The sequence below is a fragment of the Undibacterium sp. 5I2 genome (genome assembly GCF_035019605.1).
GTDB lineage: Bacteria > Pseudomonadota > Gammaproteobacteria > Burkholderiales > Burkholderiaceae_D > Undibacterium.
On sequence record NZ_JASJVS010000058.1, the window covers coordinates 1 to 23,632 of the forward strand.

Below are 23,632 nucleotides of genomic sequence, written 5' to 3' on the forward strand. Positions count from 1 at the left end.
AAATGCCAGAAATCATGGCATTCGCAGCGCTGAAAACGACACTGGGTTCCCGCCAAAGGCATGCGGGAATGACGAGGTTGCGGCATGCGAAAATAACGAGGCTACGGCATGCGGGAATGTCGCTAAAGGGTTTGCAATCAGCATCACTACCCCAACCGGCAAACTCGTCATTCCTGCGCGCTTTTGGCAGGAACCCCGCGGCGTTCGTGCTTAACTGCAAATGCCAGAAATCATGGCATTCGCAGCGCTGAAAACGACACTGGGTTCCCGCCAAAGGCATGCGGGAATGACGAGGCTACGGCATGCGGGAATGACGAGGCTACGGCATGCGGAAATAATGAGACTGCGACATGCGGGAATGTCGCTAAAGGGTTTGCAATCAGCATCACTATCCCAACCGGCAAACTCGTCATTCCTGCGCGCTTTTGGCAGGAACCCCGTGGCGTTCGTGCCTAACTGCGAATGCCAGAAAGCATGGCATTTGCAGCGCTGAAAACGACACTGGGTTCCCGCCAAAGGCATGCGGGAATGACGAGGTTGCGGCATGCGGGAATGACGAGGCTGCGGCATGCGGAAATAACGAGGCTGCGGCATGCGGGAATGACGAGGCTGCGGCATGTGAGAATGTTGGTGTCGTTACGCTTTCAATGCGAAGTACAAATCATTCCAATAGGGATTAGTCGTTTCGATTTTCCGAATCTTCCATGCCCGCTTCCATTTTTTGATTTGTTTTTCGCGAAGAATGGCTGACTCAATCGATTCGTGCTGCTCAAACCAGACCAGCTTATCAATATTGTGTTGCTTAGAAAACCCATCGACAAATTTATTCTTGTGCTCGTACACACGCTTCAACAAATCGCTTGTTACACCCACATACAAGCTACCGTTTCGATGGCTGGCTAGCAGGTACACGTAAGAATATTTAGTCATGGCTAAAATACGAAAAAAGCGCGTAGGAATGCAAACCCAGTGCCAACAAAATTCTCGTCAATCGTGAAAATCTGATATCGGCTTCTCCAGCCTCTATTGTAATAATTGTTCGCCGAGAAACGCGAGCAGATTGAACAAGTTGATCTTGCGTTATTTTCATCTGTTTGCGGGCATCCGCGATTTTTTGGGCTATGTTTAACGAATTGAGCAATTTATTGCACCTTCAAGCTGACTGTAAACCGAATTCAGCCATCTGGTGTACCATCTTGCTATGAAGAAAGCAGACAGCCACTCCGAGCACCGCGGCAACAAATCCAGTTTACCGAGCAAGCCTTGTGTCAGCTGTGGTTTGACGATGACTTGGCGACGCAGTTGGGCCAAGAATTGGGCCGAAGTGAAATATTGCTCGCAAGCATGCCGCCGCAACAAGCCAGCCCAGCCATGAGTTCGGGCCTCACTGACACCGATAGAAAAGCAAAATCCATGCACACTCCGACTGACGACACGGCGGTACCGGCCCTGACGGTTTTATACGACGGCGCCTGCCCTTTATGCAAGCGTGAAATTGCCATGTACCAAGGCATGGAAGCGCGTGAAAGCCTGTGTTTTGCCGATATCAGCGCGGCTGACACGGCGCTGCCACCCGGCACCACGCGCCAACAATTACTGCAGCGTTTTCATGTACGCAGCGCCGATGGCGTATTGCACAGCGGCGCGGCAGCCTTCGTCTTGCTGTGGGCCACCCTGCCCGGCTGGCGCTGGCTGGCGCGGCTGGCGCGCTGGCCCGGCATGCTGTGGTTGATGGAACGTGGCTACCGGTTTTTTTTGCGCTTCCGGCCGCAGTTGCAAAAATTGGCCGCACGTGCAGAACGTCGCCAAACACGCTGAGTACTTCAGCGTCGCCCTTGTTGCAACAGTAATTTACCGATTTCTCTGATGCGCTGATGACTGGCAGCCAAAGACATGGCATTCGTATGCACCGAGCCATTGCCTATCACTAAATCATGGCTATGCCGTTTGGCCGAGCCGAAGACGATACGAGCGCCGGCAGCGCCAGCTTGGAAGTTGACGCTTTGGCCGGCACCAAAACTGAGTAATTCCAAAGATTCCGCTACCCCATCGAGCAAGATATTGCCGGCAAACGGAAAAGCCCAGCAGACATCGTGCTGGGCCGGCACGTCATAGCGCCAACTGGCGCGCGGCTGCAGGTTTAAGACCAAATAATTCATATCTTGCTGAGTATCAATAACGCTACGTAAGCGCTGGCTCGGCAAGCTTATCTGGCCTGAGAGTAAGCGCAGCTCGCCGCCCGGCACTTGTGCCACTGGCACCTGATGCGGTGCAACATACTGTGCCAAGGCCGCCGCTTCTTCGGCCTCAGGCGGCAGCGCCACCCATAATTGAAAACCGCTGGCCCAGCCGTCGGTTTCAAACTTAGCTTGATGCCAAACCCCACCACCGGCTTGCAAGCATTCGAGGCCGCCGGCTGGCAATACCCCAGATTGACCGATGCTGTCTTGGTAGGCGATATCCGAATCGGGTTGCCAGGTCAGGGTGGCGATACCGGAATGCGGGTGCATGCCAAAGCTGAAACCTCGCTGCACCGGCGCATTAAAAAAATCCAAAAAGATAAATGGCTTCAGTTGCTCACCGAGTGTAGCCGGATCAATCAGGCGCGTAATCGGGCCATGTTTACTGCCGCGATAGCGCGCAGTAAGGGGTTTCTCTTCGCTCATTTTTTCTTCCCCAGGTGGTACTGCAAATCGATGCCTGAGCGCGGCTTTTTCTTGCGCTTTTTTTAATATAGTTCAGGCATTGAAATCGCACAAAACAATCTGCTCAAGCGCGCCTTTTTTTGCGCATATTTTTGCGCAGTATTTTTTGGGAGAAATCTTTTTCAGGCGCGATCAGAGAGAACGTTGTTTTTACATCCATGCGCGTGGGCGTGAAATAAAAAAACATGGATTTCAGAAATGTTTCGCAACTGAATTAATTTCGATTCAGCTTTTTTTTCAGCATTATTTCGCACCGGAAAGTCGCCGTTTTCTGCGCGTTGTTTACTTGAATTAAATTCACAAAATAGCTTAACAAAAATTAAAAAATGCTTGGAAAGCCTTGCTGGGGATAGATTTACAAAAAAATGACAAATCGATTGCATTTTGCTCGCACCAAAAAAATGCCTGCCAGAACGCAGACTAATTACGGCATTTACTAAGGGCATGATTTCTCAATAAAAACAAAATATTTTCTTGCCGAATTCGTGTTTGGAAAAATTTATTTTCAGCTGGAATTTGCTTGAGAAAAAAAATAATAGCTTGCACATTTACCTTGAATTTTTAACAAGTTGCATCTTTAATACAAACAAGCTTGAGTAAAAAGTAGTGAGATTTTCGTCTCTTTTCCAAGCAGAAATTTCCGTCAAGAATGATTCAAAAAATTTGCGCAAGGACGCGAAAGCACTTATGAAACCTGGCCCATTCCACCACGCTGATGCAGCGAAAAAACGCTACTACGCCGAGCCGCTTGCCATGCTGCTTGAGGGCGCAAAACAGCAGCGCTTTTCCAGCAAACTTCCTCTGCTCTTGAAGCCGCAATACTGCCCGGCTTGCACTCTCTCCGATAACGACCACTCCGCCACCGAACTGGAAAAATCATGAACCACATCTTTCGCTTAATCTGGAACAAACTCACTGCATCCTTGGTGGCGGTGGCTGAAAATTGTAAATCGCAAGGCAAGGGCCGGCGCACGGTGCGCAGCCTGAAGACACCGCGCCTGGCCAATTTACAGCTACGCAGTGTGGGGCTATTAGCTTTACTGTTTATCAGTGCACCGGCTACGTCGATCACCGTTAATTGGACTACGCGCGGCGGGCCTTGGGATACCACGACACCGATTTGGCTCAGCGGTACCACGTTGGTGCCTTGGGATAATACGGCTAACAATGGCGTCGGCTATGATGCCAATTTTCCCGGGCTCGCGGGTTCATTAGGCAAGACCATCACGGTAACCGGCACGATCAAATTAAAAAATTTGACTCTCACAGCACCCTATCCCACTCTCATCACCGGCGGGCAGTTACAGTTACAAAATGTAGGCGGAGACAGTAGCAGCATTATTTCCAATTCAGGCAACCTCACCATCAGCAGTGAACTCAGCGGCACCGGCACCAGCAGCAGCAACAACGGCACCGGCCTCGCCGGGCTTAACGTGGATATGCGGAACAATGGCACGTTGACCTTGACCGCTACCAATACTTTCGCAGGACCGGTTCAAATTAAAAGCGGCACCTTGCAGATTGGCAATGGCGGCACGACCGGGACGCTCGGTGACGTGTCCAGAAACGCCCTTGGCGGCGGCGGCGGCGGCAGCGTCATTCTTAATCGTGGCACACTGATCTTCAATCATAGTAATGATGTGACGATGGACAGACTCTTAGTAGGCGGCAACCTGGTCCAAGCCGGCAGCGGTACCCTTACCATGAACTTGAGTTCGATTTCTCAGGTATATGGTTACCCTGGCAACCAATTCTTTCTTAAAAACGGCAATATTCTGTTCGATTTTACCGCTCCGAAAGGAGTGAGAAGCGATATGACTACTTGGGGTACCGGATTCTTCATGGATAATGTCGGCTCTTCCTTTATTGTGAAGGGAGGCCCTCTCGAAGTGCTTAATGGCAGCAGCGCACAGAGTTTTCAATCCATGGTGACAGAGAGTGGTTACGGTGGCACATTTCAGCTCATCGCCAACCCCAGCGCCAACATGAATGTCTTTATTCAGAGTTTGCTTCCAAACGTCATCACGAATTTTGTCGGAGCGACGGGCACGACCCCTGGTGCGCGCATTGTCACACTCAGCAGTGCCGGTGCCAACGATGGCCAGACTCAACTCGCAGGTGGCGCTTTATGGAATGGCAGTAATTTTGCATCCATTCAAAAATTGGGTATCGCAAATTATGTCGTCCCTCTTGCTGCAGCTCAAACACTGGTGACACCAGGCGGCAGCGCCGGTGCCGGTGCGATACCGAGTAAGCCGGGGCAAAATGTCATCATTAATCTGCAAAATCCCACCGGTGCCGGTGGCCCGGTCATCCTTGGTGCCGCATCGGCCTTCGTCCAATCGATACTCAGCAGTGCCACGACCGCGCCCACCGTGATCGCCCTCAACACGAATTCGGCCAACGACACACTGTCCGTAGGCGCTAGTAACACCGGGTACAGCCAAAACGGTGCCATTGCCATTACCACGACAGGACAATCGCTGACTATCGGCCAAACGCCGAATCAAGGTGTGCTGACGGCCGGCGCAGGCAGCGGCGGAATCCTCAATCTGATCAATGCCAGCCCCACGGCAACGATGACGATCAATGCCGCGATTAAAAATGCGAGCGGCCCGGTTTCTGTCGGCATTGCCAACCTCGCCAACGGCACGACGATACTGGCCGGCGATAACACTTACACGGGCGGCACCATTATCGGCGGCAGCAGCATGGTCGGGGCCAGCAATGTCGGCACCGTGCAAGTCGGCAACGGCGGCACCACTGGCAGCCTCGGCAGCGGCAATGTCCTCAACTATGCCAATCTGGTTTTAAAGCGCAGCGACACGGTCAACCTGACCGGCACCATCAGTGGTTCCGGCTCGCTGAATCAAAATGGCAGCGGTGCGCTGATCATGAATGGTAACAATACTTATACCGGCAATACCATCATCAGCAACGGCAGCATACGCGCCGGCATTGCCAATGCTTTCAGCCCGACTTCAGCGATACAGTTTTTATCGCCCTCGGCCATCCTCGATCTTGGTGGTTTCAATCAAACCCTGGCCGCCTTGTCGGGCAGTCTGGGCATTATCACCAATAACGGTGCCAATAATGCCGTGTTGACCACCGGCGGTGATAACAATGACAGCAGCTTCGGTGGCACGATGATTGATGGCAGCAACCCTGCCAATGGTAGCAAGACCAGTTTGTCGCTGACCAAGGCTGGCGGCGGCACGATGACCTTGGCTGGCGTCAATACCTATACCGGTGCCACGACCATCAGTGGCGGCGTGCTCAAGGCGGCCGTGGCGAATGCTTTCGGTGTCAATTCTGCCGTCAGCTTGACGAATAACACCTTGCTCGATTTGGGTGGCAAGGATCAGGCCATCGGTTCTTTGTCGGGGGCTGGCACGGTCGGCACGACGGTTGCCAAGGCTGCGACGCTGACCACCGGCGGCGACAACAGTTCGAGTACTTTTGCCGGCATCATTAAAGATATTGCTGCGCCTGTGTCCTTGGTGAAAACCGGTAGTGGCACGCAAATTTTGAGCGGTGCCAATACTTACAGCGGCAGCACCACGATTGCGGCGGGTACCTTGCAAATAGGTACGGGCAGCTACACCGGCAGTCTCGGAACCAATACCGGCCCGATTATCAACAATGGCACACTGACGATTGCCCGCGGCGACGCGTTTACGCTCAGCAATGCGATCATCGGTACCGGCAACCTGATACAGAAAACCGGCGGCACCACTACTCTTACCGGTGCCAACACCTATACCGGCACCACCACTGTCGAGACCGCCCTCGTTGCCGGTGCCGACAACGTTCTCGGCACCAATTCAGCCGTTACCGTGTTGGGGACGTTGTATTTGAATGGCAAGAATCAAAGCATAGGCTCGCTCGAAGGCAGCGGCTATGTCAATACCAATACGGCGGCAACACTGATAACGGGAAGCAACAATACTTCCACGTTGTTTAACGGCCACATCCAGGATGGAGGGAGCGGGCTGGCGCTGACCAAGATCGGCAGCGGCACACTGATACTCGGCTCTGATAACCAATACAGTGGACCGACCACAATCACCTCAGGAACACTGCAAATAGGCGCTAACGTGCCGAATGGATCTGCCACAATTGGTACTGGCACCATCATCAATAACAGCGCACTGGTTTTCAAAAATCCCAATTATATTACCCTTAGTCAGCTGATCACCGGCAGCGGCAGCATGACACAGAACGGCGCGGGCACGATTTATATAGGTAACAGCAATAACGACTTTACCGGCCCGACCAACGTCCTCAGTGGGATCTTACAAGCAGGGGTAAGCAATGTTCTTGGTAAAAATTCGGCGTTCACCCTTAGCAGCGGCGCGACCATTGAATTGTTCGGCACGAATCAAAGTCTTGGTTCTCTGGCCGGCACTGGTGGTGTCGTGCACAGCGACGCCTTCAATAGCCCGTCTGTGCTGACCATCGGCGGCGACAACACCAACACCGCTTACGCTGGCACCATTACCGGTGGACGATCAATCTTTTCTGTTAACAAAGTTGGTACTGGAACGCTTATTCTCAGTGGCAATAATACTTACGCTAACGGCACTGTTAGCACTGCCGGCACGACCACGATCACGGCAGGCACGCTGCAAGTCGGCAATGGCGGCACCAGTGGGACGCTAGGTGACAAAGGTGCTGTCGTCAATAACGGCACCTTAATCTTGAGCCGCAGCGACGACAGCATTTTTAACAACCCGATTTCCGGCAGCGGCACCCTGACCCACAGCGGCAGCGGCGACACCCGACTCGGTGGCGTCAATACCTATACCGGTGCAACCACGCTCAAAGACGGCAGCTTTTCGGCCGGTGTGGTGAATGCCTTCGGCAATAATTCGGCCGTCAACATGGCCATCGATACCACGATCGATTTGCATGGCTTCAACCAAACCGTAGGCAGCTTGGCGGGGGCCGGTGGCATCGTTACCAACAAGGGCACGGCGGCGGCGACGCTCAATACTGGCGGCGATAATACCAGTGCCAGTTTCGCCGGCGCGATACAGGATGGCAGCGCTAAAACTGCCTTGACCAAGTCTGGCAGCGGCACGCAAACCATGGCCGGCATCAATACCTACAGCGGTGCCACCACCTTGAGCGGCGGCACCTTGGCAGCCGGTGCCGTGAATGCCCTGTCGGCCAATTCGGCACTGAGCATGGCCAGCGGTAGCACTTTGGACTTGGTTGGCTTCAATCAAAACATCGCTTCCCTGTCAGGCACAGCCGGCACGGTGACCAACAGCGGGGCCAGGTCGGCGCGTCTGTTTACCGGTAGCGACAACAGCAACACCAGCTTTGGCGGCATCATTCAGGATGGCGTGTCGGCTACTGGCTTGCTCAAGACCGGTACCGGCACCCAAACTCTGACAAATGCCAATACCTACAGCGGCTCGACCACGGTGAATGGCGGCACCTTGTTGCTCGACTATTCGGCACCCGGTGCCGTGGCCAGTAATATCATTGCCGCCAGCTCGAAATTATCACTTGGTGGCGGTACCTTGGCGGTGAAAGGCAGGACTGGTCAAAATGGCTTGGTGCAATCATTCCAAAGCCTTAACGGCGCTGCCGGTGCGGTGCAGTTGATACAAAATGGGGCCACCGACATTGATGTCAATATCGGCATCATCACCAGCAAAGGCGGCCTGAATTTCCTCGGCGCTACCGGCGTGGCCAGCGGCGCGCGCTTCATTACCAGCAGCAGTGCCGGTGCCAACAATGGACAAACCCAGTTGGCCGGCGGCTCGCTGTGGAATGGCGACAGCTTTGCGTCTATTCAAACTTCGGGTGGCATCAATTATGTGGTGGCACTGACGACACCGCAACAAAACATCTTTACCAATACGGCTAACGGTAGCATCGCCGTGCCGAATATTGCGGCACAAAATGCCATCGTCACGATCAAGAATAGCAGCGGTGTCGTCATGCCTAACTATTTGGCTGCCAGTACAACGACTCTGCAATCGCTGTTAATGGATTCCAGCACCGGTGCGGCCACCATCGCCATGAACCACAATACGCCCAACGATACCTTGGTGCTTGGCAGTAATGTCGCCAATAGCCTCGATGGCAGTATTGCTCTCGCCGAGGCGGCGCAATCCTTAACGGTAGGGCAAACGGCGAATGAGGGCACGCTCACGGCCGGTAACGCCGGCGCTTCCACCGTCAACTTACTCAATGCCAGCCCGACTTCGGTATTAACGGTCAATTCACGCATCGCCGACAATGCCGGTGCCGGAGCGGTGGCGCTGAGTGTATCGAATGCGGCCAATGGCATGACTATCTTGGGTGGCAATAATACTTACACTGGTGGCACCGTGATCGATGGCGGCATCTTGCAAATCGGTAGCGGTGGCACCACTGGCAGCTTGGGTAGCGGCGACGTTGGCAACGGCGGCACGGTGAGCTTCAATCGCAGCAATGCCATGACTGTAAGCAATAATATCAGCGGACTTGGCAGCCTCATGCAGAGCGGCAGTGGCAACACGACTTTGAGCGGGAATAACACCTATACCGGTGCCACCAAGATCAGCGCCGGCACACTCACGGCTGGGGTGGCCAATGCCTTGGGCACGAACTCGGCCTTGAGCATCAGCACGGGTGCCAAGCTCGATTTAGCCGGCTTTAACCAAACCGTCGGTTCTTTGGCCGGTACGGGCGGCACGCTTACCAACAGCGGTGCTACGGCGGCGGCCTTGACGGCTGGTGGCGACAATACCAGCACCAGCTTTGCCGGCACCATCCAAGATGGCGCGTCTGCCACTGCCTTGACGAAAGTCGGCGATGGTACTTTGACTCTGGCCGCCGCCAATAGCTATACCGGTGCCACCACGGTCAACGGTGGCACGCTGGTCGGTGGCGCAGCGAATGCCTTCGGCACGAATTCTGCCGTCAGCGTTGGCAGCGGTGCCATGCTCGATCTCGGTGGTTTCAACCAGGCTATCGGGGCTTTGTCTGGCAGCGGCGGCACGGTCAGTAACAGTGGTGCCGCCCCGGCTATCCTCAGTACTGGTGCCAATAATAGCAGCAGCAGTTTTGCTGGCATCATACAAGATGGTAACGATACCACCGGCTTGAATAAACTCGGCAGCGGTAGCTTGACGCTCAACGCCAATAATACTTACACCGGTGCCACCACGGTCAACGGCGGTACGCTGGTCGGTGGCACAGCGAATGCCTACGGCAATAACTCGGACGTCAGCATCAGCAGCGGTGCGACGCTCGATTTGGGCGGTTTTGATCAAGGGGTCGGTTCGCTGGCTGGGGCTGGCGGTAAGGTGACGAATAATGGTGCGGTAGCAGCGGCGCTGATTACCGGTGCGCATAATGCCAATAGCAATTTTGCCGGTAACATTGTCGATGGCAGCAGCGCCACGGCGCTGACGAAAATCGGCACTGGCACGCAAACTCTGTCTGGCAGCAATAGCTACACCGGTGCCACCACACTCAGCGAAGGTAGCTTGGTGGCGGGGGCGGCGAATGCCTTCGGCAATAATTCTGCCGTCAGCATAGCCAGCAGCAGCGCCATCCTCGATCTCGGTGGTTTTAATCAAGCCATCGGTTCGCTGGCTGGTACGGCCGGCACGGTGACCAATAACGGTGCGGCAGCCGCGGCGCTGATAACCGGCGGCAATAATGCCAGCAGCAGTTTTTCTGGCTTGATCAAAGATGGTACGGCCGCTACGGCCCTGACAAAAACCGGCAGCGGCAAGCAAACCCTGGGTGCCAGCAATACGTATACCGGTGCCACGACGATCAGCGGCGGCACTTTGGCGGCAGCGGCGGTGAATGCCTTTGGTGTGAATTCGGCCGTCAGTTTGAGCAGCGCTACGACCCTCGATTTGGGTGGCTATGATCAAGCGCTCGGCTCACTGGCCGGTACCGCTGGCACGGTGACTAACAGTGGCGAAGCGAACGCGACCATGACAACGGGCGGCAAAAATGCCAACAGCAATTTCGGCGGGAATATTCAGGATGGTGTCAGTACCACGGCGCTGACCAAAACCGGTACGGGTACACAAACGCTGTCTGGCACCAATACCTACACCGGTGCGACCACGATCAGTGGCGGTATTTTGGCTGGCGGCGCTGCCAATGCATGGTCGGATAAATCGGCGGTGAGCATCAGCAGCGGTGCCAGCCTTGATCTGGGCGGCTTCAACCAAAGCATCGGTGCTCTGGCCGGCGTCGGTACGGTCACCAATTCCGGCAGTGCGGCTGCCACCCTCAGTACTGGTGGCAATAATACGAGCAGCAGCTTTGCCGGTATGATCCAAGATGGCGCTGCCAGCACTGGGTTGACTAAGACTGGGGATGGGGTACAAATTTTAAGCAACAGCAACACCTACACCGGTGCCACCAAGGTCAACGATGGCACGCTGACGGCTGGTGCCGTCAATGCCTTCGGGCGCAACTCGGCAGTCACCATGGGCGGCAGCCAGGCCAGTCTCGATCTGGCCGGTTTTGATCAAAGCATCGGTGCTTTGAATGGCAACGTTGGTACGGTCACCAATTCCGGCACCCAAGTTGCTTTGCTGACCTTGGGTGGTGGCAATGCCGACGGGAGCTTTGGCGGCGATATCATCGATGGCACTTCTGCCACCGCGCTGGCCAAAGTCGGCAGCGGCAAGCAAATTCTTGGTACGCCCAATAGCTACAGCGGCAGTACTAAAATTCTTGCTGGTATTTTGGCGGCCGATGCGGCCAATGTGATAGGGACTAACTCGGCACTCAGTATTGCCAGCGGGGCGACGCTTGATCTGGGCGGCTATAACCAAGCTGTCGGTTCGCTCTCGGGCACCGGCGGCACGATTACCAACAGCGGTGAAACCAGTGCGGCGATCGTTACCGGCAGCAGCAATACCAGCAGCAGCTTCGGCGGCATTATCCAAGATGGTGCCAGTGCGAGCGGTATCACCAAAACCGGCAGCGGCAGCTTAACCTTGTCCGGTGCCAACACCTACAGCGGCGCGACCACGATCAGTGGCGGTACTTTGGCAGCTGGGGCGATCAATAGCTTAGGCAATAACTCGGCCGTCAGTATCGCGGCCGATGCCAGCCTCGATTTGCATGGCTATGACCAAGCGATCGGTTCGCTTGATGGCGGCACCGCGACCAGTACCGTTACCAACAGCGGCAGCGCCAATGCCACCCTGACTACCGGTGGCAAAGATGGCAGCACGAATTTTGCCGGTAAGATTGTTGATGGTGCAGCCACTACGGCTGTGACAAAAATCGGTGTCGGTACACAAACGCTGAGCGGCGAAAACACTTACAGCGGTGCCACCACGATCAACGGCGGCACATTGGCTGCGGCGGCGGCCAATGCTCTCTCCAGCAAATCAGCCTTGACCATCAATACAAACGGAGCGCTGGAACTGGGTGGCTTCGATCAAACCATTGCCTCGCTGTCTGGCAGCGGCGGTACGGTGACTAATAGCGCCAAGACCGCGGCGACCTTGAGCACGGGTGGCAACAATGCCAGCACCAGCTTCGCCGGTGTGATCAAAGATGGTAATGCGCCCACCGCTTTGACTAAAAACGGCAGCGGCACACAAACGCTCAGTGGTGGCAGCACTTACACGGGTGCAACGACCGTCAATGCCGGCACTTTGCTGCTCGATTATTCTGCACCCGGTGCGGTGGCCAGCAATATCCTGTCATCCTCGTCGGATTTGGTGCTTGAAGGTGGCACCTTGGTAGTGAAAGGAACGACTGGCCAAAGCGGCATAGTGCAAGGTTTCAAGAGCACCAGTGGTGGTTCCGGCGCCGTGCAGTTGATCCAAAATGGCGCGACTGACATCGCTGTCAGCCTCGGTGCACTCAATAACCAGGGCGGCATCAACTTCCTCGGTGCCACCGGTGTGGCCAGCGGTGCGCGCTTCATCACCAGCAGCAGCGCCGGCATCAATAATGCACAAACCCAATTGGCTGGCGGCTCGCTGTGGAATGGTGACAGCTTCGCGTCGATACAAACGCTTGGTGGCGTGAACTATGTGGTGCAACTGGTAGGCTCGCAACAAGTGATCTATACCAATACCGCCAATGGCACGATTGTGGTGCCGAATATTCCAGCGCAAAACGCCTTGGTCACGATTGCCAACAGCAGTGGCACGGTGATGCCGAATTATCTGGAGGCACCGACCACGATCTTGCAATCGATGTTGATGTTGTCGAATACAGGCCCGGCCGTAATTGCCATGAATCATAATTCGGCCAATGACACGCTGGTGGTTGGCAGCAATGTCGCGAACAGCCAGAATGGCACGATTGCGATTGGCCAAGCGGCACAATCGCTGACGATAGGACAAACGGCCAACGAAGGCTTGCTCAGCGCCGGCAGCAGCGGTGCTTCGAGTATAGCGCTGACGAATGCCAGCCCAACTGCGGTGATGACGGTTAATTCCGCCATCGTCGATAACGCCGGTGCCGGTGCGGTAGCACTGAATGTATCGAATACTGCCGCCGGCACCACTATACTGGCCGGTAACAATAGCTACAGCGGCGGCACAAATATCGATTCCGGCACCTTGCAAGTGGGTAGCGGCGGTAGTGCTGCCACCAGCGGTACGCTCGGTAGCGGCGCGATCACCAATAATAGCAAGCTGGTTTTCAACCGCAGCAATGCCTTGAGCGTGAATGGCAGCATCAGCGGCAGCGGTGCCCTGAACCAAGTCGGCAGCGGCACGACCACTTTGGGGGCCAGCAACACCTATACCGGTGCCACCACGATCAGCGCCGGCACTTTGGCTGGCGGGGCCAGCAATGCCTTCGGCAGCGATTCGGCCGTCAGCATCAGCAGCGGCGCCACGCTCGATCTCGGTGGTTTTAATCAAGCCGTCGGTGCCTTGATCGGCAGCGCCGGCACGGTGACCAACAGCGGTGCCAGCGCGGCGGCTCTCCGCACCGGCAGTAATAATGCCGACAGCCGCTTTGCCGGTAACATCGTCGATGGGGCCAGCAGCACGGGCCTGACAAAAACCGGCACCGGCACCTTGACCTTGTCTGGTGCCAATACCTATAGCGGCGCGACCACGCTCAGCAGCGGCGTCTTGGCCGCCGGCGCTGCCAATGTGCTGGGTAAAAACTCCGCACTGACGGTGGACAGCGGCGCACGGCTTGATTTACTCGGCACCAATCAAAGCGTCGGTTCACTGGCGGGTATTGCTGGCGCTGTAACGAACAGCAATAGCCAAGCAGGCACGCTCACGACCGGCGGCAATAATGCCAGTACGGTGTTTGCCGGCGTGATTGCCGATGACATAGGCAGCATCGCCCTCAGCAAAACCGGTACGGGTACGCAAACCCTGGCGGCGGCCAATACCTACAGCGGTGCCACGAGCATCACTGGTGGCACGCTCGCTGCCGGTGTTGCCAATGCCTTCTCCAACAACTCGGCCGTCAGCCTCAGCGGTGGCACTACACTCGACCTTGGCGGCTTTGATCAAAGCGTCGCCGCCTTGGCTGGCGTCGGCGGCACGGTGACCAACAGCGGCAGTAAGGCGGCCAATTTGACGGCCGGTGGCAACGCTGCCAGCACGACATTTGCCGGCAACATCCAAGATGGCACTGCGGCGACGAGCTTGGCGAAAGTTGGCAGTGGCACGCAAACCTTGTCTGGCATCAATACCTACAGCGGTATCACCACCTTGGCCGGCGGTACCCTGCTGGCCGGTGCGGCCAATGCCTTGAGTGCCAACTCGACGGTAGCGATGGCGGCCGGTACCACGCTCGATCTTGGTGGCTACCAGCAAAGCGTTGCGGCCTTGGCCGGCAGCGCCGGCACGGTAACTAACCATGGTGCTGCGGCTGTTTTGACTATGGGTGGCAGCAACGCCAGCAGTGTCTTTGGCGGCATGATCGAAGATGGTACCGGCACGACCGGCATCAACAAAACTGGCACGGGTACGCAAACTCTGTCGGGCATCAATACCTATAGCGGCAGCACCAGCATCAACGGCGGCACCCTCGCCGCTGGCGACAGCAATGTGCTGGGGAATAAGACTGCGCTCCGCCTTGCCGTCGGCGCGAGCCTCGATCTGCGCGGCTATGATCAAGGCATCGGTTCGCTGGCGGGTGTTGGCGGCACCGTCACCAACAGCGGTGCCAACGCTGCCGTTCTCACCAGCGGTAGCAATCATAGCAACAGCACCTTTGCCGGCACGATACAAGACGGCATCAGCAGCACTGCCCTCACCAAGATCGGCGATGGCATACTGACACTCTCTGGCAGCAGCACGTACAGCGGCACGACCTTGGTCAGCGGCGGCACCTTGGCGGCGGCGGCAGCGAATGCCTTGAGTCAAGCCTCGACGGTTGGCTTGAGTGACGGCACGAAGCTCGAGCTCGGTGGTTTCAATCAAGCCATCGCTGCCTTGTCGGGTAGTGCCGGCACCGTGAGCAACCAAGGTAACGCTGCCGTACTGAGCGTGGGCAGCAATAATGCCAGCGGTAATTTTGCTGGCAGTATCGTCGATGGCAGCGGCAGCGTCGCTCTGATTAAAGTCGGCAGCGGCACGCAAACACTGAGCGGCAGCAACACTTACAGCGGTGCCACCAGTATCAACAGTGGTACGCTGGCCACTGGGGCAGCCAATGCCCTGAGTGAAAAATCGGCCTTGACGATCAGCAGCGGTGCCAGCCTGGATTTACTCGGTAGCAATCAAAGCATAGGCTCGCTGAGCGGCAGCGCCGGCACGGTCACCAACAGCGGCAGTGCCGCAGCGAGCTTAACTACCGGTGCCAATAACGCCAGCACAGCTTTCGCCGGCTTGATTCAAGATGGCAAGTCTGCCACCGGCTTGACGAAAACCGGCAGCGGCACGCTGACACTCTCGGCCAACAATACCTACAGCGGCCTGACTACCATCAACGGTGGTATTTTGTTACTCGATTTTTCTGCGCCAGCGGCAGCGAGCAGCAACATCCTCTCCAGCAGTTCGAGTGTGCTACTCGACGGCGGCACCTTGGAAATCAAAGCGACGACCGGCCAGAGTGGAGTGGTGCAAACATTGAATGGCATCAATGGCGGCACAGGTGACGTGCAATTGGTACAAAATGGGGCCGGCAATATCGCCCTCAATCTTGGGGCCATCACCACCACCGGCGCACTCAACTTCATCGGCGGCACCGGTATTGGCGGCGGCGCACGCTTCATCACCAGCAGCAGTGCCGGCCTCAATGATGCACAAACCGAGTTGGGCGACGGTTCGCTGTGGAATGGCAATGCCTTCGCCTCGATTCAAAATATCGGCGGAGTGAATTATGTGGTGGCACTCAGCGCGGCGCAACAAACTGTGTACACCAACCCTGCCAGCGGCACCACCATCATCCCTGAAATTCCAGCTAAAAATGCGGATGTGGTGATCGCCAACGGCACGCCGCCTACCCCCCCCGGCAATCCCTCCAATTCGCTCGGCGGTGCCAACACGACGATACAATCGCTGTTGATGATTGCCGACAGCGGCCCGGCCGTGATCGCCATGAACCAAAATTCACCGAACGATATCTTGGTGGTCGGTGGCGATGTGCCTAATGCCAATGGCAATATTGCCATCGGTGCCAGTGGCCAGTCGCTGACGATAGGGCAAACTCCGAATGAAGGCTTCGTTACCGCTGGCAACAGCGGCCCGTCGGCCCTGAATTTGATCAATGCCAGCCCGACCTCGGTATTGACCATCAATGCTAAAATCATTGATAACCCTGGCCCTGGCCCCGTGACGGTGAATGTGTCGAACACTGCCGGTGGCAATACGGTATTGAACGGTGACAATACCTATTCGGGTGGCACGCATATCGACAGCGGTAACTTGCAGGTTGGCAGCGGTGGCACTACCGGCACGCTCGGTACTGGCAACGTCAATAACAATGGCAGCCTGACGTTTGATCGCAGCGACAGCTTGGCGGTGAACAATGCCATCAGCGGCACGGGTTCCGTCAACCAGATCGGCAGCGGCACCACGGTATTGTCGGGGAATAACAGCTACTCCGGCGCGACCAACATCAGCAACGGTACGCTGGCCGGCGGTAGCGACAATGCCTTCGGCAATAATTCGGCCCTCACCATCAGCAGCCCCGGCACACTCGATCTGGGCGGACATAATCAAACTGTCGGCTCGCTGTCTGGCACCGGTGGCACGGTCACGAATAACGGTAGCACGGCCGCGATTCTGTCTACCGGTGGCAACGACGCGACCACTAGCTTCGGCGGCAACATCACCGATGGCTTGGCCACGACCGGTTTAACTAAAAACGGCGACGGCACGCAAACTTTGTCGGGCAAGAATACCTACACCGGTGCCACCACGATCAACGCCGGGACGTTGGCAGGTGGTGCGGTGGATGTCTTGGGCAAGAACTCGGCGCTCACCATCGCCAGCAATGGCACGCTGGACCTGGGCGGTTTCAACCAAGCCATCGGTTCCCTGGCCGGCAACGGCACGGTCACCAATGATGGCAAAACGGCCGCAGTACTGAGCACGGGTGGCAACAATACCAGCAGCAACTTTGCCGGTATACTCGAAGACGGCGTTTCCGCTACCGGTTTGGTCAAAGTTGGCAGCGGCACACAAACCCTGTCTGGTGCCAACACCTACTCTGGCGCAACCACCGTCACTGGCGGCACGCTGGCAGCCGGGGTGGTCAATGCCTTGGGTAACAACTCGGCAGTCAGTGTAGGCAGCGGTGCCACGCTGAACTTGGGCGGCTTTAACCAAGCCATCGGTTCCTTGGCCGGCAGCGGCGGCACCGTTACCAATAGCGGTGCCAGCACGGCGGCCCTGTCTACCGGCGGCGACAATAGCAGCAGCACGTTTGCTGGCACGATACAGGATGGCGTCAGCAGCACGGCCTTGACCAAGACCGGCAGCGGCACGCAAACACTCAGCGGCAGCAACACTTACAGCGGTGCCACCAGCCTCAGTGGCGGCACCCTGGCAGCCGGCGCAGCCAATGCCCTCAGTCAAAAATCAGCATTAACTATCGGCATGGATGCGACGCTCGATTTGGGCGGCTTCAACCAAGCTGTGGCTTCGCTGTCTGGCCCGGCCGGCACCATTACCAACAACGGCAGCGCCGCAGCCGTGCTGAGTACCGGTGGCAATAACGCTAACACCAATTTTGCCGGCAGCATCCGCGATGGGGCGAGCAGCACCGGCTTGACGAAAACTGGCAGCGGCACGCAAATTCTGAGTGGTAACAATACCTACAGCGGTGCCACCAGCGTGATTGGCGGCACCTTGGCCGGTGGCGCGGCGAATGCCTTCGGCACGCAATCGGCCGTCAGCATCAGCAGCGGTGCCACGCTCGATCTCGGTGGTTTTGACCAAGCCATCGGCGGCTTGGCCGGGGCTGGCGGTAGCGTCACCAATAACGGCACGGTAGCGGCCACGCTCAATACCGGCGGCAACAATGCCAGCACTACTTTTGCCGGCAACATCGTCGATGGTTTGAGCAGCACCGGTTTGAACAAAACCGGCACGGGCACGCAAACCTTAAGCGGCAACAACACTTACAGCGGCCTCACCACCCTGCGTGGTGGTACGCTGGCGGCGGCGGTGGCGAATGCCTTCTCTGGCAACTCGGCCATGCGCATCAGCAGCAGCGCGATTCTCGATCTGGGCGGCTTTGACCAAGCCGTCGCCTCCTTGGCTGGCACGGGCGGCACCGTCACCAACAACGGTGCGGCGGCGGCAGCCTTGACGCTCGGTGGCGATAACAGCTCGACGGTGTTCGGCGGCATCTTGCAAGATGGCAGCAGCCCACTGGCCCTCACGAAGATCGGCAGCGGTGTGCAAACCCTCAGCGCCAGCAATACCTACAGCGGTGCCACCACGATCGCCGGCGGCACCCTGCAAACCTGCGCCAGCAATGCCTTGGGCACGGGTTCCAGCGTCAGCATGGCGAGCGGCAGCACGCTCGATTTGTGCGGCAACCACCAAGCTATCGGTACGCTTGCAGGGACTGGCGGCACCATCAGCAATAGCAGCAGCAACAGCGCCGTGGTGCTGACTACCGGCAGCAATAATGCGAACGGCAATTTTGCTGGGGCTATACAAGATGGCAATGGCAATACGGGTCTGAGTAAAGTTGGCAGCGGCATTCAAGTGCTGAGCGGCAGCAATACTTATACCGGCCCAACCAGCGTTACCGGCGGTACTTTGCAGGCTGGTGCCATCAACAGCTTGAGTGCGGCGTCGGCACACACTGTGTCCGGCAGCGGCATCCTCAATCTGGCCGGCTACAATCAAAGCTTGTCTGCACTGAGCAACAGCGGTACCGTTTCACTGGTCGGTGCCGCACCCGGCACGGCCCTGACCATCACCGGTGCTTACACCGGCACCGGTGGGGTACTGCGGCTGGCCAGCGATTTTGCGGCCACGCCGGTGACGGATATGCTGGTACTGAGTGGCCCGAACGCCAGCGCCAGAGGGCAAACTCGGATACAGGTGGTCAATCTGGGTGGCCCGAGCGCGCTCGGCACCCTGACCACCGGTGACGGCATCAAACTGATCTCGGCTCAAAATGGCGCGACCACGACAGCACAAACATCGAAAGATGCCTTCCTGCTTGACGGCTCCAGCGCCACCGTCAGCCGCAGCGGCAACACCGTCTCGACACAAAGCGTGAAAGCGAAAGATACCCATCTCGATATCGGTGCCTACCAATACCGTTTGTATGCTGGCGACGCCACCGGTGCCGGTGAGAATTGGTACTTGCGTAGCCAGGTTGCGAATGGCTCGGGCTCGGGCTCGGGTTCGGGTTCGGGTTCGGGCTCCGGCTCCGGTTCAACCGTTGCCTACCGCTTGGAAGTGCCGATGTTGGCAGCCGTGCCGTCGCAAATGTCGCAATCTGACGTGACGCTGTTGGGCAATTACAATCTGCGCAACGGCCCGGCCAGTTCCCAGCTGCGCTCGCTCGATCAAAGCAAGGAATCGCTGCATGCCTGGGGACGTATCTTGAGCAGCAATTTCAGTCTGGCCCAAGCGGGCGATGCGCAAGCCGCCAGCAGCGGGCAAATCAGCGGCTTCCAGGCCGGGACTGATCTGTATGCCAACCACTCGGTACGCAGCGGCTTATACGCTGGCCGTCTCGATGGCAGCGCCAGCGACAGCGGCTTTGCCGGTGGCACCCAAGGTGGCGTCGGCAGCAATACCCAGCGGGCGGATTTCCTCGGTGCGTATGCCACTTACACCACGCCGGCAGAGCAGTATGTCGATCTGATACTGCAAGCCGGCCGGTATGACTTTACAGCAACGCCGAATGCCAGTGCCCCCGATAGCGGCAAAGCGCGCAGCCTGAGCGCTTCGCTGGAAATCGGCCAAGCCTTCGCTTTGAGCAGTAATTGGAAGTGGCAACCGGAATTGCAATTGATTTACCAACGCTTCAATTTCGATGATGTGAAAATCTCTGGCAGCACGGTACAGCAATTGGAAAATGGTGGTGTCACGGCACGCCTCGGTATGCATTTGATCGGCAACTTCGAGACTGCCGGCGGCAAGCTGACACCGGATCTGAGCATGAACTTTTATAAGGGTCACCAAGGTTCCGGCGTAACGCGTTTCATCAGCGACAGCAACATAACCGACATCCACAACACGACCAGCTACACCTCGATGGAACTGGGTGCCGGTGTGCAACTGCAACTTAACCCGAACGCCAATTTGTATGCCCATGTCAAGGAACTGGGTGTCGGCGGCCAAAGCCATGTGCGGCATGCCAGCGAAGTGTCTTTCGGTTTGCAAATGCGTTGGTAACAGCCCTGAAACAACTTAATGGATCGTCGCAAGCGACGATGGAAAAGACTCTGGAAGGGGCTTGCACCCCCTCCCATCGTGTTGCTCCTTCGTCGCTCACCGGCCAAAAGAGGCTGTCGCAAAAGCCTGATGGACGCTTTTTACACCTGAAACACCGCATACCTCGTCATTCCCGCATGCTGCAGCCTCGTCATTCCCGCATGCCACAGTCTCGTCATTCCCGCATGCCGAAGCCTCGTCATTCCCGCATGCCGCAGCCTCGTCATTCCCGCATGCTTTTGGCGGGAACCCAGTGTCGTTTTCAGCGCTGAAAACACGATCATCTCTGGCATTTTCAGTTAAGCACGAACGCCGCTGGGTTCCTGCCAAAAGCGCGCAGGAATGACGTGGCCACCAGTTGGGGTAATGATACCGACTCACTACCCTTTTGCGACAGCCTCTGAAGGCCGGGGTTTCAAACCCTAGTCAGATTTTTGATGAAAAAATTCGGGGAATGAAAAATACCATGTTGAGTTTTTCGCGGACGTTTCTTGCTCTTGAATGTCTGGCATGACGCTACGGCAACGCGAAAAATAACATAAGTGTTGCATTCCGTTTGACAAACACAACACTTCTGTTAAGCTTCACCGGATGAACTCCAAGCAGATGAAGAAATGGCTAGAGCAACAGGGCGCGACTTTCCAGCCCGGTAAAGGCTCACATTTGAAGGTGTTTCTGAACGGCAAGCAGTCTTCCCTCCCCATGCACGGTACCACCGAGCTTGGTAAGGGGCTGGAAGCCGCAATCAAACGACAGCTTGGCTTGTGAAGTGAAGGAGAAAATGATGTTCGACTACCCCGTGACCTTGACCCCCGATGATGGCAGCCTGCTGGTCACATTTGCCGACGTACCCGAAGCCATCACCTTCGGTGCTGACGAGGATGAAGCCCTGCTGAACGCAATCGATGCGCTGGAAACCGGCTTGTCCTTCTATATCGATGCTCGCAAACCGCTACCGGTCGTCAGTCAGCCGGCAACCGGACAAAAAACCGTACGTCCATCGGCCTTGGAATGCGCCAAGTTGGGCGTGTACCAGGCGATGACCGATCAGGGGATCAAGAAGGCAGAACTGGCCCGCCGTTTGGCTTGGCATATGCCACAAGTTGATCGTTTATTTGACTTGAGGCACGCTTCAAAGTTGGAGCAAATCGAGGCTGCAGCAAACGTACTCGGCAAGCGCCTCCACGTGCAGATTGTCTGAGACAGACAGCGCTGACCAGCAAATCGGCCGCGATGGATTCAGCAGATCAAGGCCGCCACATACCTATACAAGTAACACTTGACGGCATGATTTTTGTGAGTACAATAAATCATATGGACATCAGCTTTGACCCTGCCAAGAGTGAACGCAACGAACGTGAGCGCGGCTTATCGTTCTCGCTGGCTGGGCAGCTTGATTGGACTGAAGCGGTGATCAAAGAGGATGATCGCAAGGACTATGGCGAGCGCCGGTAGCGAGTACTTGGATTGATCGGTGGCCGGCTCCACGCCGTAGTGTTCACGCCTCGCGCTGGCAAGGTACACGTCATCAGCCTGCGCAAGGCGAACAACCGAGAGGTGAAACAGCATGAGCAAAAAGCCCAACCCTGAACTAGTGGAAGACGAAAACCCTGAATGGACGGCGGAGGATTTCGCCAAGGCAGGTCCAGCCAGCGAGGTGCTACCAACAATTTTTGGTGAACAAGTCGCCAAAAACATGCTCAAGCCTCGTGGCCGCCCGCGTGCTGAGTTCCCGAAAGAACGCATAAATATCCGGCTATCACATGAGGTCGTCGAGCATTTCAAGTCGGCTGGCGAAGGCTGGCAGACTCGCATTGACACTGCACTGCGTCAGTTCATCGCCGAGCATCCAAGCGCCCACTGAGCAGCGACAAAAACAAATAAAGCACCCCTGAGCGCATTAACAATCCTTCAACAATCACCCGCCAGCAAAAGGAAACTAGCTATGGCAAATCAATGTGTCCTCGATGGCCGGCCACATCGTAAGCGCAAGCGGGGTGGTGTACACGCCGCGCGCAGGCCAGGAACGAAGAGACGGCCGGAGGCGTCAGGAATCAAAGCCGCATGGCCATGACTCGACACGATGCATGGGGCAACGCCCGCGAGCCCGACGGCGGCACGCCGCGTGCGCTACACGGAATTTGCCCGTCTACGGACCTTTCCGACTCAAATATTTGACAAGCCACGAACATTTGGATATCTTAAAGATATCTTGAAGAAGAGAGAATTCCATGACCACACGCACCATTGCCAATCAGATAGCATTTCGCTACCGCACTACCGACAGCGCCACCGGTATTACACGCGAAACAGCCAAGCGCTTAGCCGAGCAATTGGGCGTCGATGAAACCCAGACAATCCACAGGGCGTTGCATGATCTCGCCGTCAAGCTACTACCTCAGTACGAAGCCGACGATGGCCCGCTAACAGCTACCCAAGTGCGCCAAATCAAAAAACGCGTACCACAAGGCAGCAAGCGTTCGGTGCGTTCCAGCCTGTTTGACACTGAGACCCCATGACGCCCGTATGGTGGGCAGAGCCTACCGCCGGAGAGATTGTCTGGTGTCACTTTCCGGACAACATCAACCCGCGCCCGAAGCCGCGACCAGCCCTGATCCTCGCGGTTTTCGACGATGATGCGCCGCAATTCCACGTCCAAGTCGCTTACGGCACCAGCCAGCGCACCACGACACTTCACAGTGGCGAATTCTCGATATTGCGTGTACGCAATCCTGCCGCTTACGAAACGGCTGGGCTAAGCTACGACACCAAGTTCGATGTAAAGCAGGCCATCGACCTGCCCTATACCACCGATTGCTTCTCTGTACCGCCCGCAGCGCCACATGGCCAGATACCCAAGCTTGGCACTCTGCATCCCTCCTTGGTGCCAGCTGTCCAAGCCGCATATCGTGCGGGTAAAGTGGCCCCCTAAGTCCAGACAATCAAACAACTTAATGGATCGTCGCAAAAGCCTGATGGATGCTTTTTAACACCTGAAACACCGTATACCTCGTCATTCCCGCGTGCCGCAACCTCGTCATTCCCGCATGCTTTTGGCGGGAACCCAGTGTCGTTTTCAGCGCTGAAAACACGATCATATCTGGC

15 protein-coding genes are annotated in these 23,632 nt (G+C 56.6%); 11 read left to right on the plus strand and 4 right to left on the minus strand.

The genetic code is table 11. From position 1 onward, the window contains the following. A partial coding sequence (locus QN359_RS16345) for a hypothetical protein (RefSeq protein ID WP_323493451.1) occupies positions 1-214 on the plus strand: 214 nt, incomplete at its 5' end. Between the two features lie 422 nt (positions 215-636). Here QN359_RS16345 and QN359_RS16350 read toward each other — a convergent pair. Both QN359_RS16350 and QN359_RS20090 read right to left on the minus strand, forming a co-directional pair. Beyond that, positions 637-930, minus strand: coding sequence for a GIY-YIG nuclease family protein (locus QN359_RS16350; protein WP_322248614.1), 294 nt, complete (start codon positions 928-930; stop codon positions 637-639). Further along, positions 923-1,141 carry a helix-turn-helix transcriptional regulator gene (locus QN359_RS20090; RefSeq protein WP_369124411.1) on the minus strand — a complete coding sequence of 73 codons (219 nt, stop codon included), beginning with the start codon at positions 1,139-1,141 and terminating at the stop codon, positions 923-925. Before QN359_RS20090 ends, QN359_RS16350 begins: the two co-directional genes overlap by 8 nt. Positions 1,142-1,201: 60 nt before the next feature. Between QN359_RS20090 and QN359_RS16355 the strand changes: the two genes are divergently transcribed. Beyond that, positions 1,202-1,375 (plus strand): DUF2256 domain-containing protein, encoded by a 174-nt coding sequence (locus tag QN359_RS16355; RefSeq protein ID WP_322248615.1) that lies wholly within the window; start codon positions 1,202-1,204, stop codon positions 1,373-1,375. A gap of 38 nt (positions 1,376-1,413) precedes the next feature. After that, positions 1,414-1,818: a DUF393 domain-containing protein gene (locus QN359_RS16360; RefSeq protein WP_322248616.1), complete on the plus strand. Its 405-nt coding sequence runs from the start codon at positions 1,414-1,416 to the stop codon at positions 1,816-1,818. Between the two features lie 5 nt (positions 1,819-1,823). Here the strand turns inward: QN359_RS16360 and QN359_RS16365 are convergent, their stop codons facing one another. Both QN359_RS16365 and QN359_RS16370 read right to left on the minus strand, forming a co-directional pair. Next, positions 1,824-2,666, minus strand: a complete 843-nt coding sequence (locus QN359_RS16365) for a pirin family protein (RefSeq protein WP_322248617.1) — start codon at positions 2,664-2,666, stop codon at positions 1,824-1,826. A gap of 161 nt (positions 2,667-2,827) precedes the next feature. Continuing rightward, on the minus strand, positions 2,828-3,151 hold the full coding sequence (locus QN359_RS16370) for a hypothetical protein (RefSeq protein ID WP_322248619.1): 324 nt from the start codon (positions 3,149-3,151) through the stop codon (positions 2,828-2,830). A 160-nt stretch (positions 3,152-3,311) separates the two neighbouring features. Between QN359_RS16370 and QN359_RS16375 the strand changes: the two genes are divergently transcribed. The 8 genes from QN359_RS16375 (at position 3,312) to QN359_RS16410 (ending at position 23,459) form a co-directional block, all read left to right on the plus strand. After that, complete coding sequence (locus tag QN359_RS16375; RefSeq protein WP_322248620.1) at positions 3,312-3,587, plus strand: hypothetical protein; 276 nt, start codon at positions 3,312-3,314, stop codon at positions 3,585-3,587. Further along, positions 3,584-20,488, plus strand: a complete 16,905-nt coding sequence (locus QN359_RS16380; RefSeq protein ID WP_322248621.1) for an autotransporter-associated beta strand repeat-containing protein — start codon at positions 3,584-3,586, stop codon at positions 20,486-20,488. Before QN359_RS16375 ends, QN359_RS16380 begins: the two co-directional genes overlap by 4 nt. A gap of 630 nt (positions 20,489-21,118) precedes the next feature. Beyond that, positions 21,119-21,295, plus strand: coding sequence for a type II toxin-antitoxin system HicA family toxin (locus tag QN359_RS16385; protein WP_322248622.1), 177 nt, complete (start codon positions 21,119-21,121; stop codon positions 21,293-21,295). A gap of 16 nt (positions 21,296-21,311) precedes the next feature. Next, a complete protein-coding gene (locus QN359_RS16390; protein WP_322248623.1) occupies positions 21,312-21,728 on the plus strand; it encodes a type II toxin-antitoxin system HicB family antitoxin in 417 nt (138 codons plus the stop codon). A 113-nt stretch (positions 21,729-21,841) separates the two neighbouring features. Next, on the plus strand, positions 21,842-21,982 hold the full coding sequence (locus tag QN359_RS16395) for a hypothetical protein (protein WP_323493597.1): 141 nt from the start codon (positions 21,842-21,844) through the stop codon (positions 21,980-21,982). Between the two features lie 112 nt (positions 21,983-22,094). Beyond that, the gene (locus tag QN359_RS16400) at positions 22,095-22,391 is read left to right on the plus strand and encodes a BrnA antitoxin family protein (protein WP_322248625.1); all 297 of its coding nucleotides are present in this window, start codon (positions 22,095-22,097) and stop codon (positions 22,389-22,391) included. Positions 22,392-22,758: 367 nt separating this feature from the next. Beyond that, complete coding sequence (locus QN359_RS16405) at positions 22,759-23,046, plus strand: hypothetical protein (RefSeq protein WP_322248626.1); 288 nt, start codon at positions 22,759-22,761, stop codon at positions 23,044-23,046. After that, positions 23,043-23,459 (plus strand): hypothetical protein, encoded by a 417-nt coding sequence (locus QN359_RS16410; RefSeq protein ID WP_322248627.1) that lies wholly within the window; start codon positions 23,043-23,045, stop codon positions 23,457-23,459. The genes QN359_RS16405 and QN359_RS16410 overlap by 4 nt, the downstream gene beginning before the upstream one ends. Positions 23,460-23,632 lie beyond the last annotated feature (173 nt).

Bases quoted from the DNA above. Each gene is read 5' to 3' on its own strand.
- QN359_RS16360 (WP_322248616.1), top strand. From the start codon at position 1,414: ATGCACACTCCGACTGACGACACGGCGGTACCGGCCCTGACGGTTTTA.
- QN359_RS16365 (WP_322248617.1), bottom strand. From the start codon at position 2,666: ATGAGCGAAGAGAAACCCCTTACTGCGCGCTATCGCGGCAGTAAACAT.
- QN359_RS16355 (WP_322248615.1), top strand. From the start codon at position 1,202: ATGAAGAAAGCAGACAGCCACTCCGAGCACCGCGGCAACAAATCCAGT.
- QN359_RS16390 (WP_322248623.1), top strand. From the start codon at position 21,312: ATGTTCGACTACCCCGTGACCTTGACCCCCGATGATGGCAGCCTGCTG.
- QN359_RS16385 (WP_322248622.1), top strand. From the start codon at position 21,119: ATGAACTCCAAGCAGATGAAGAAATGGCTAGAGCAACAGGGCGCGACT.
- QN359_RS16350 (WP_322248614.1), bottom strand. From the start codon at position 930: ATGACTAAATATTCTTACGTGTACCTGCTAGCCAGCCATCGAAACGGT.
- QN359_RS16400 (WP_322248625.1), top strand. From the start codon at position 22,095: ATGAGCAAAAAGCCCAACCCTGAACTAGTGGAAGACGAAAACCCTGAA.
- QN359_RS16370 (WP_322248619.1), bottom strand. From the start codon at position 3,151: ATGCCCTTAGTAAATGCCGTAATTAGTCTGCGTTCTGGCAGGCATTTT.
- QN359_RS16380 (WP_322248621.1), top strand. From the start codon at position 3,584: ATGAACCACATCTTTCGCTTAATCTGGAACAAACTCACTGCATCCTTG.
- QN359_RS16410 (WP_322248627.1), top strand. From the start codon at position 23,043: ATGACGCCCGTATGGTGGGCAGAGCCTACCGCCGGAGAGATTGTCTGG.
- QN359_RS16405 (WP_322248626.1), top strand. From the start codon at position 22,759: ATGACCACACGCACCATTGCCAATCAGATAGCATTTCGCTACCGCACT.
- QN359_RS16395 (WP_323493597.1), top strand. From the start codon at position 21,842: ATGGACATCAGCTTTGACCCTGCCAAGAGTGAACGCAACGAACGTGAG.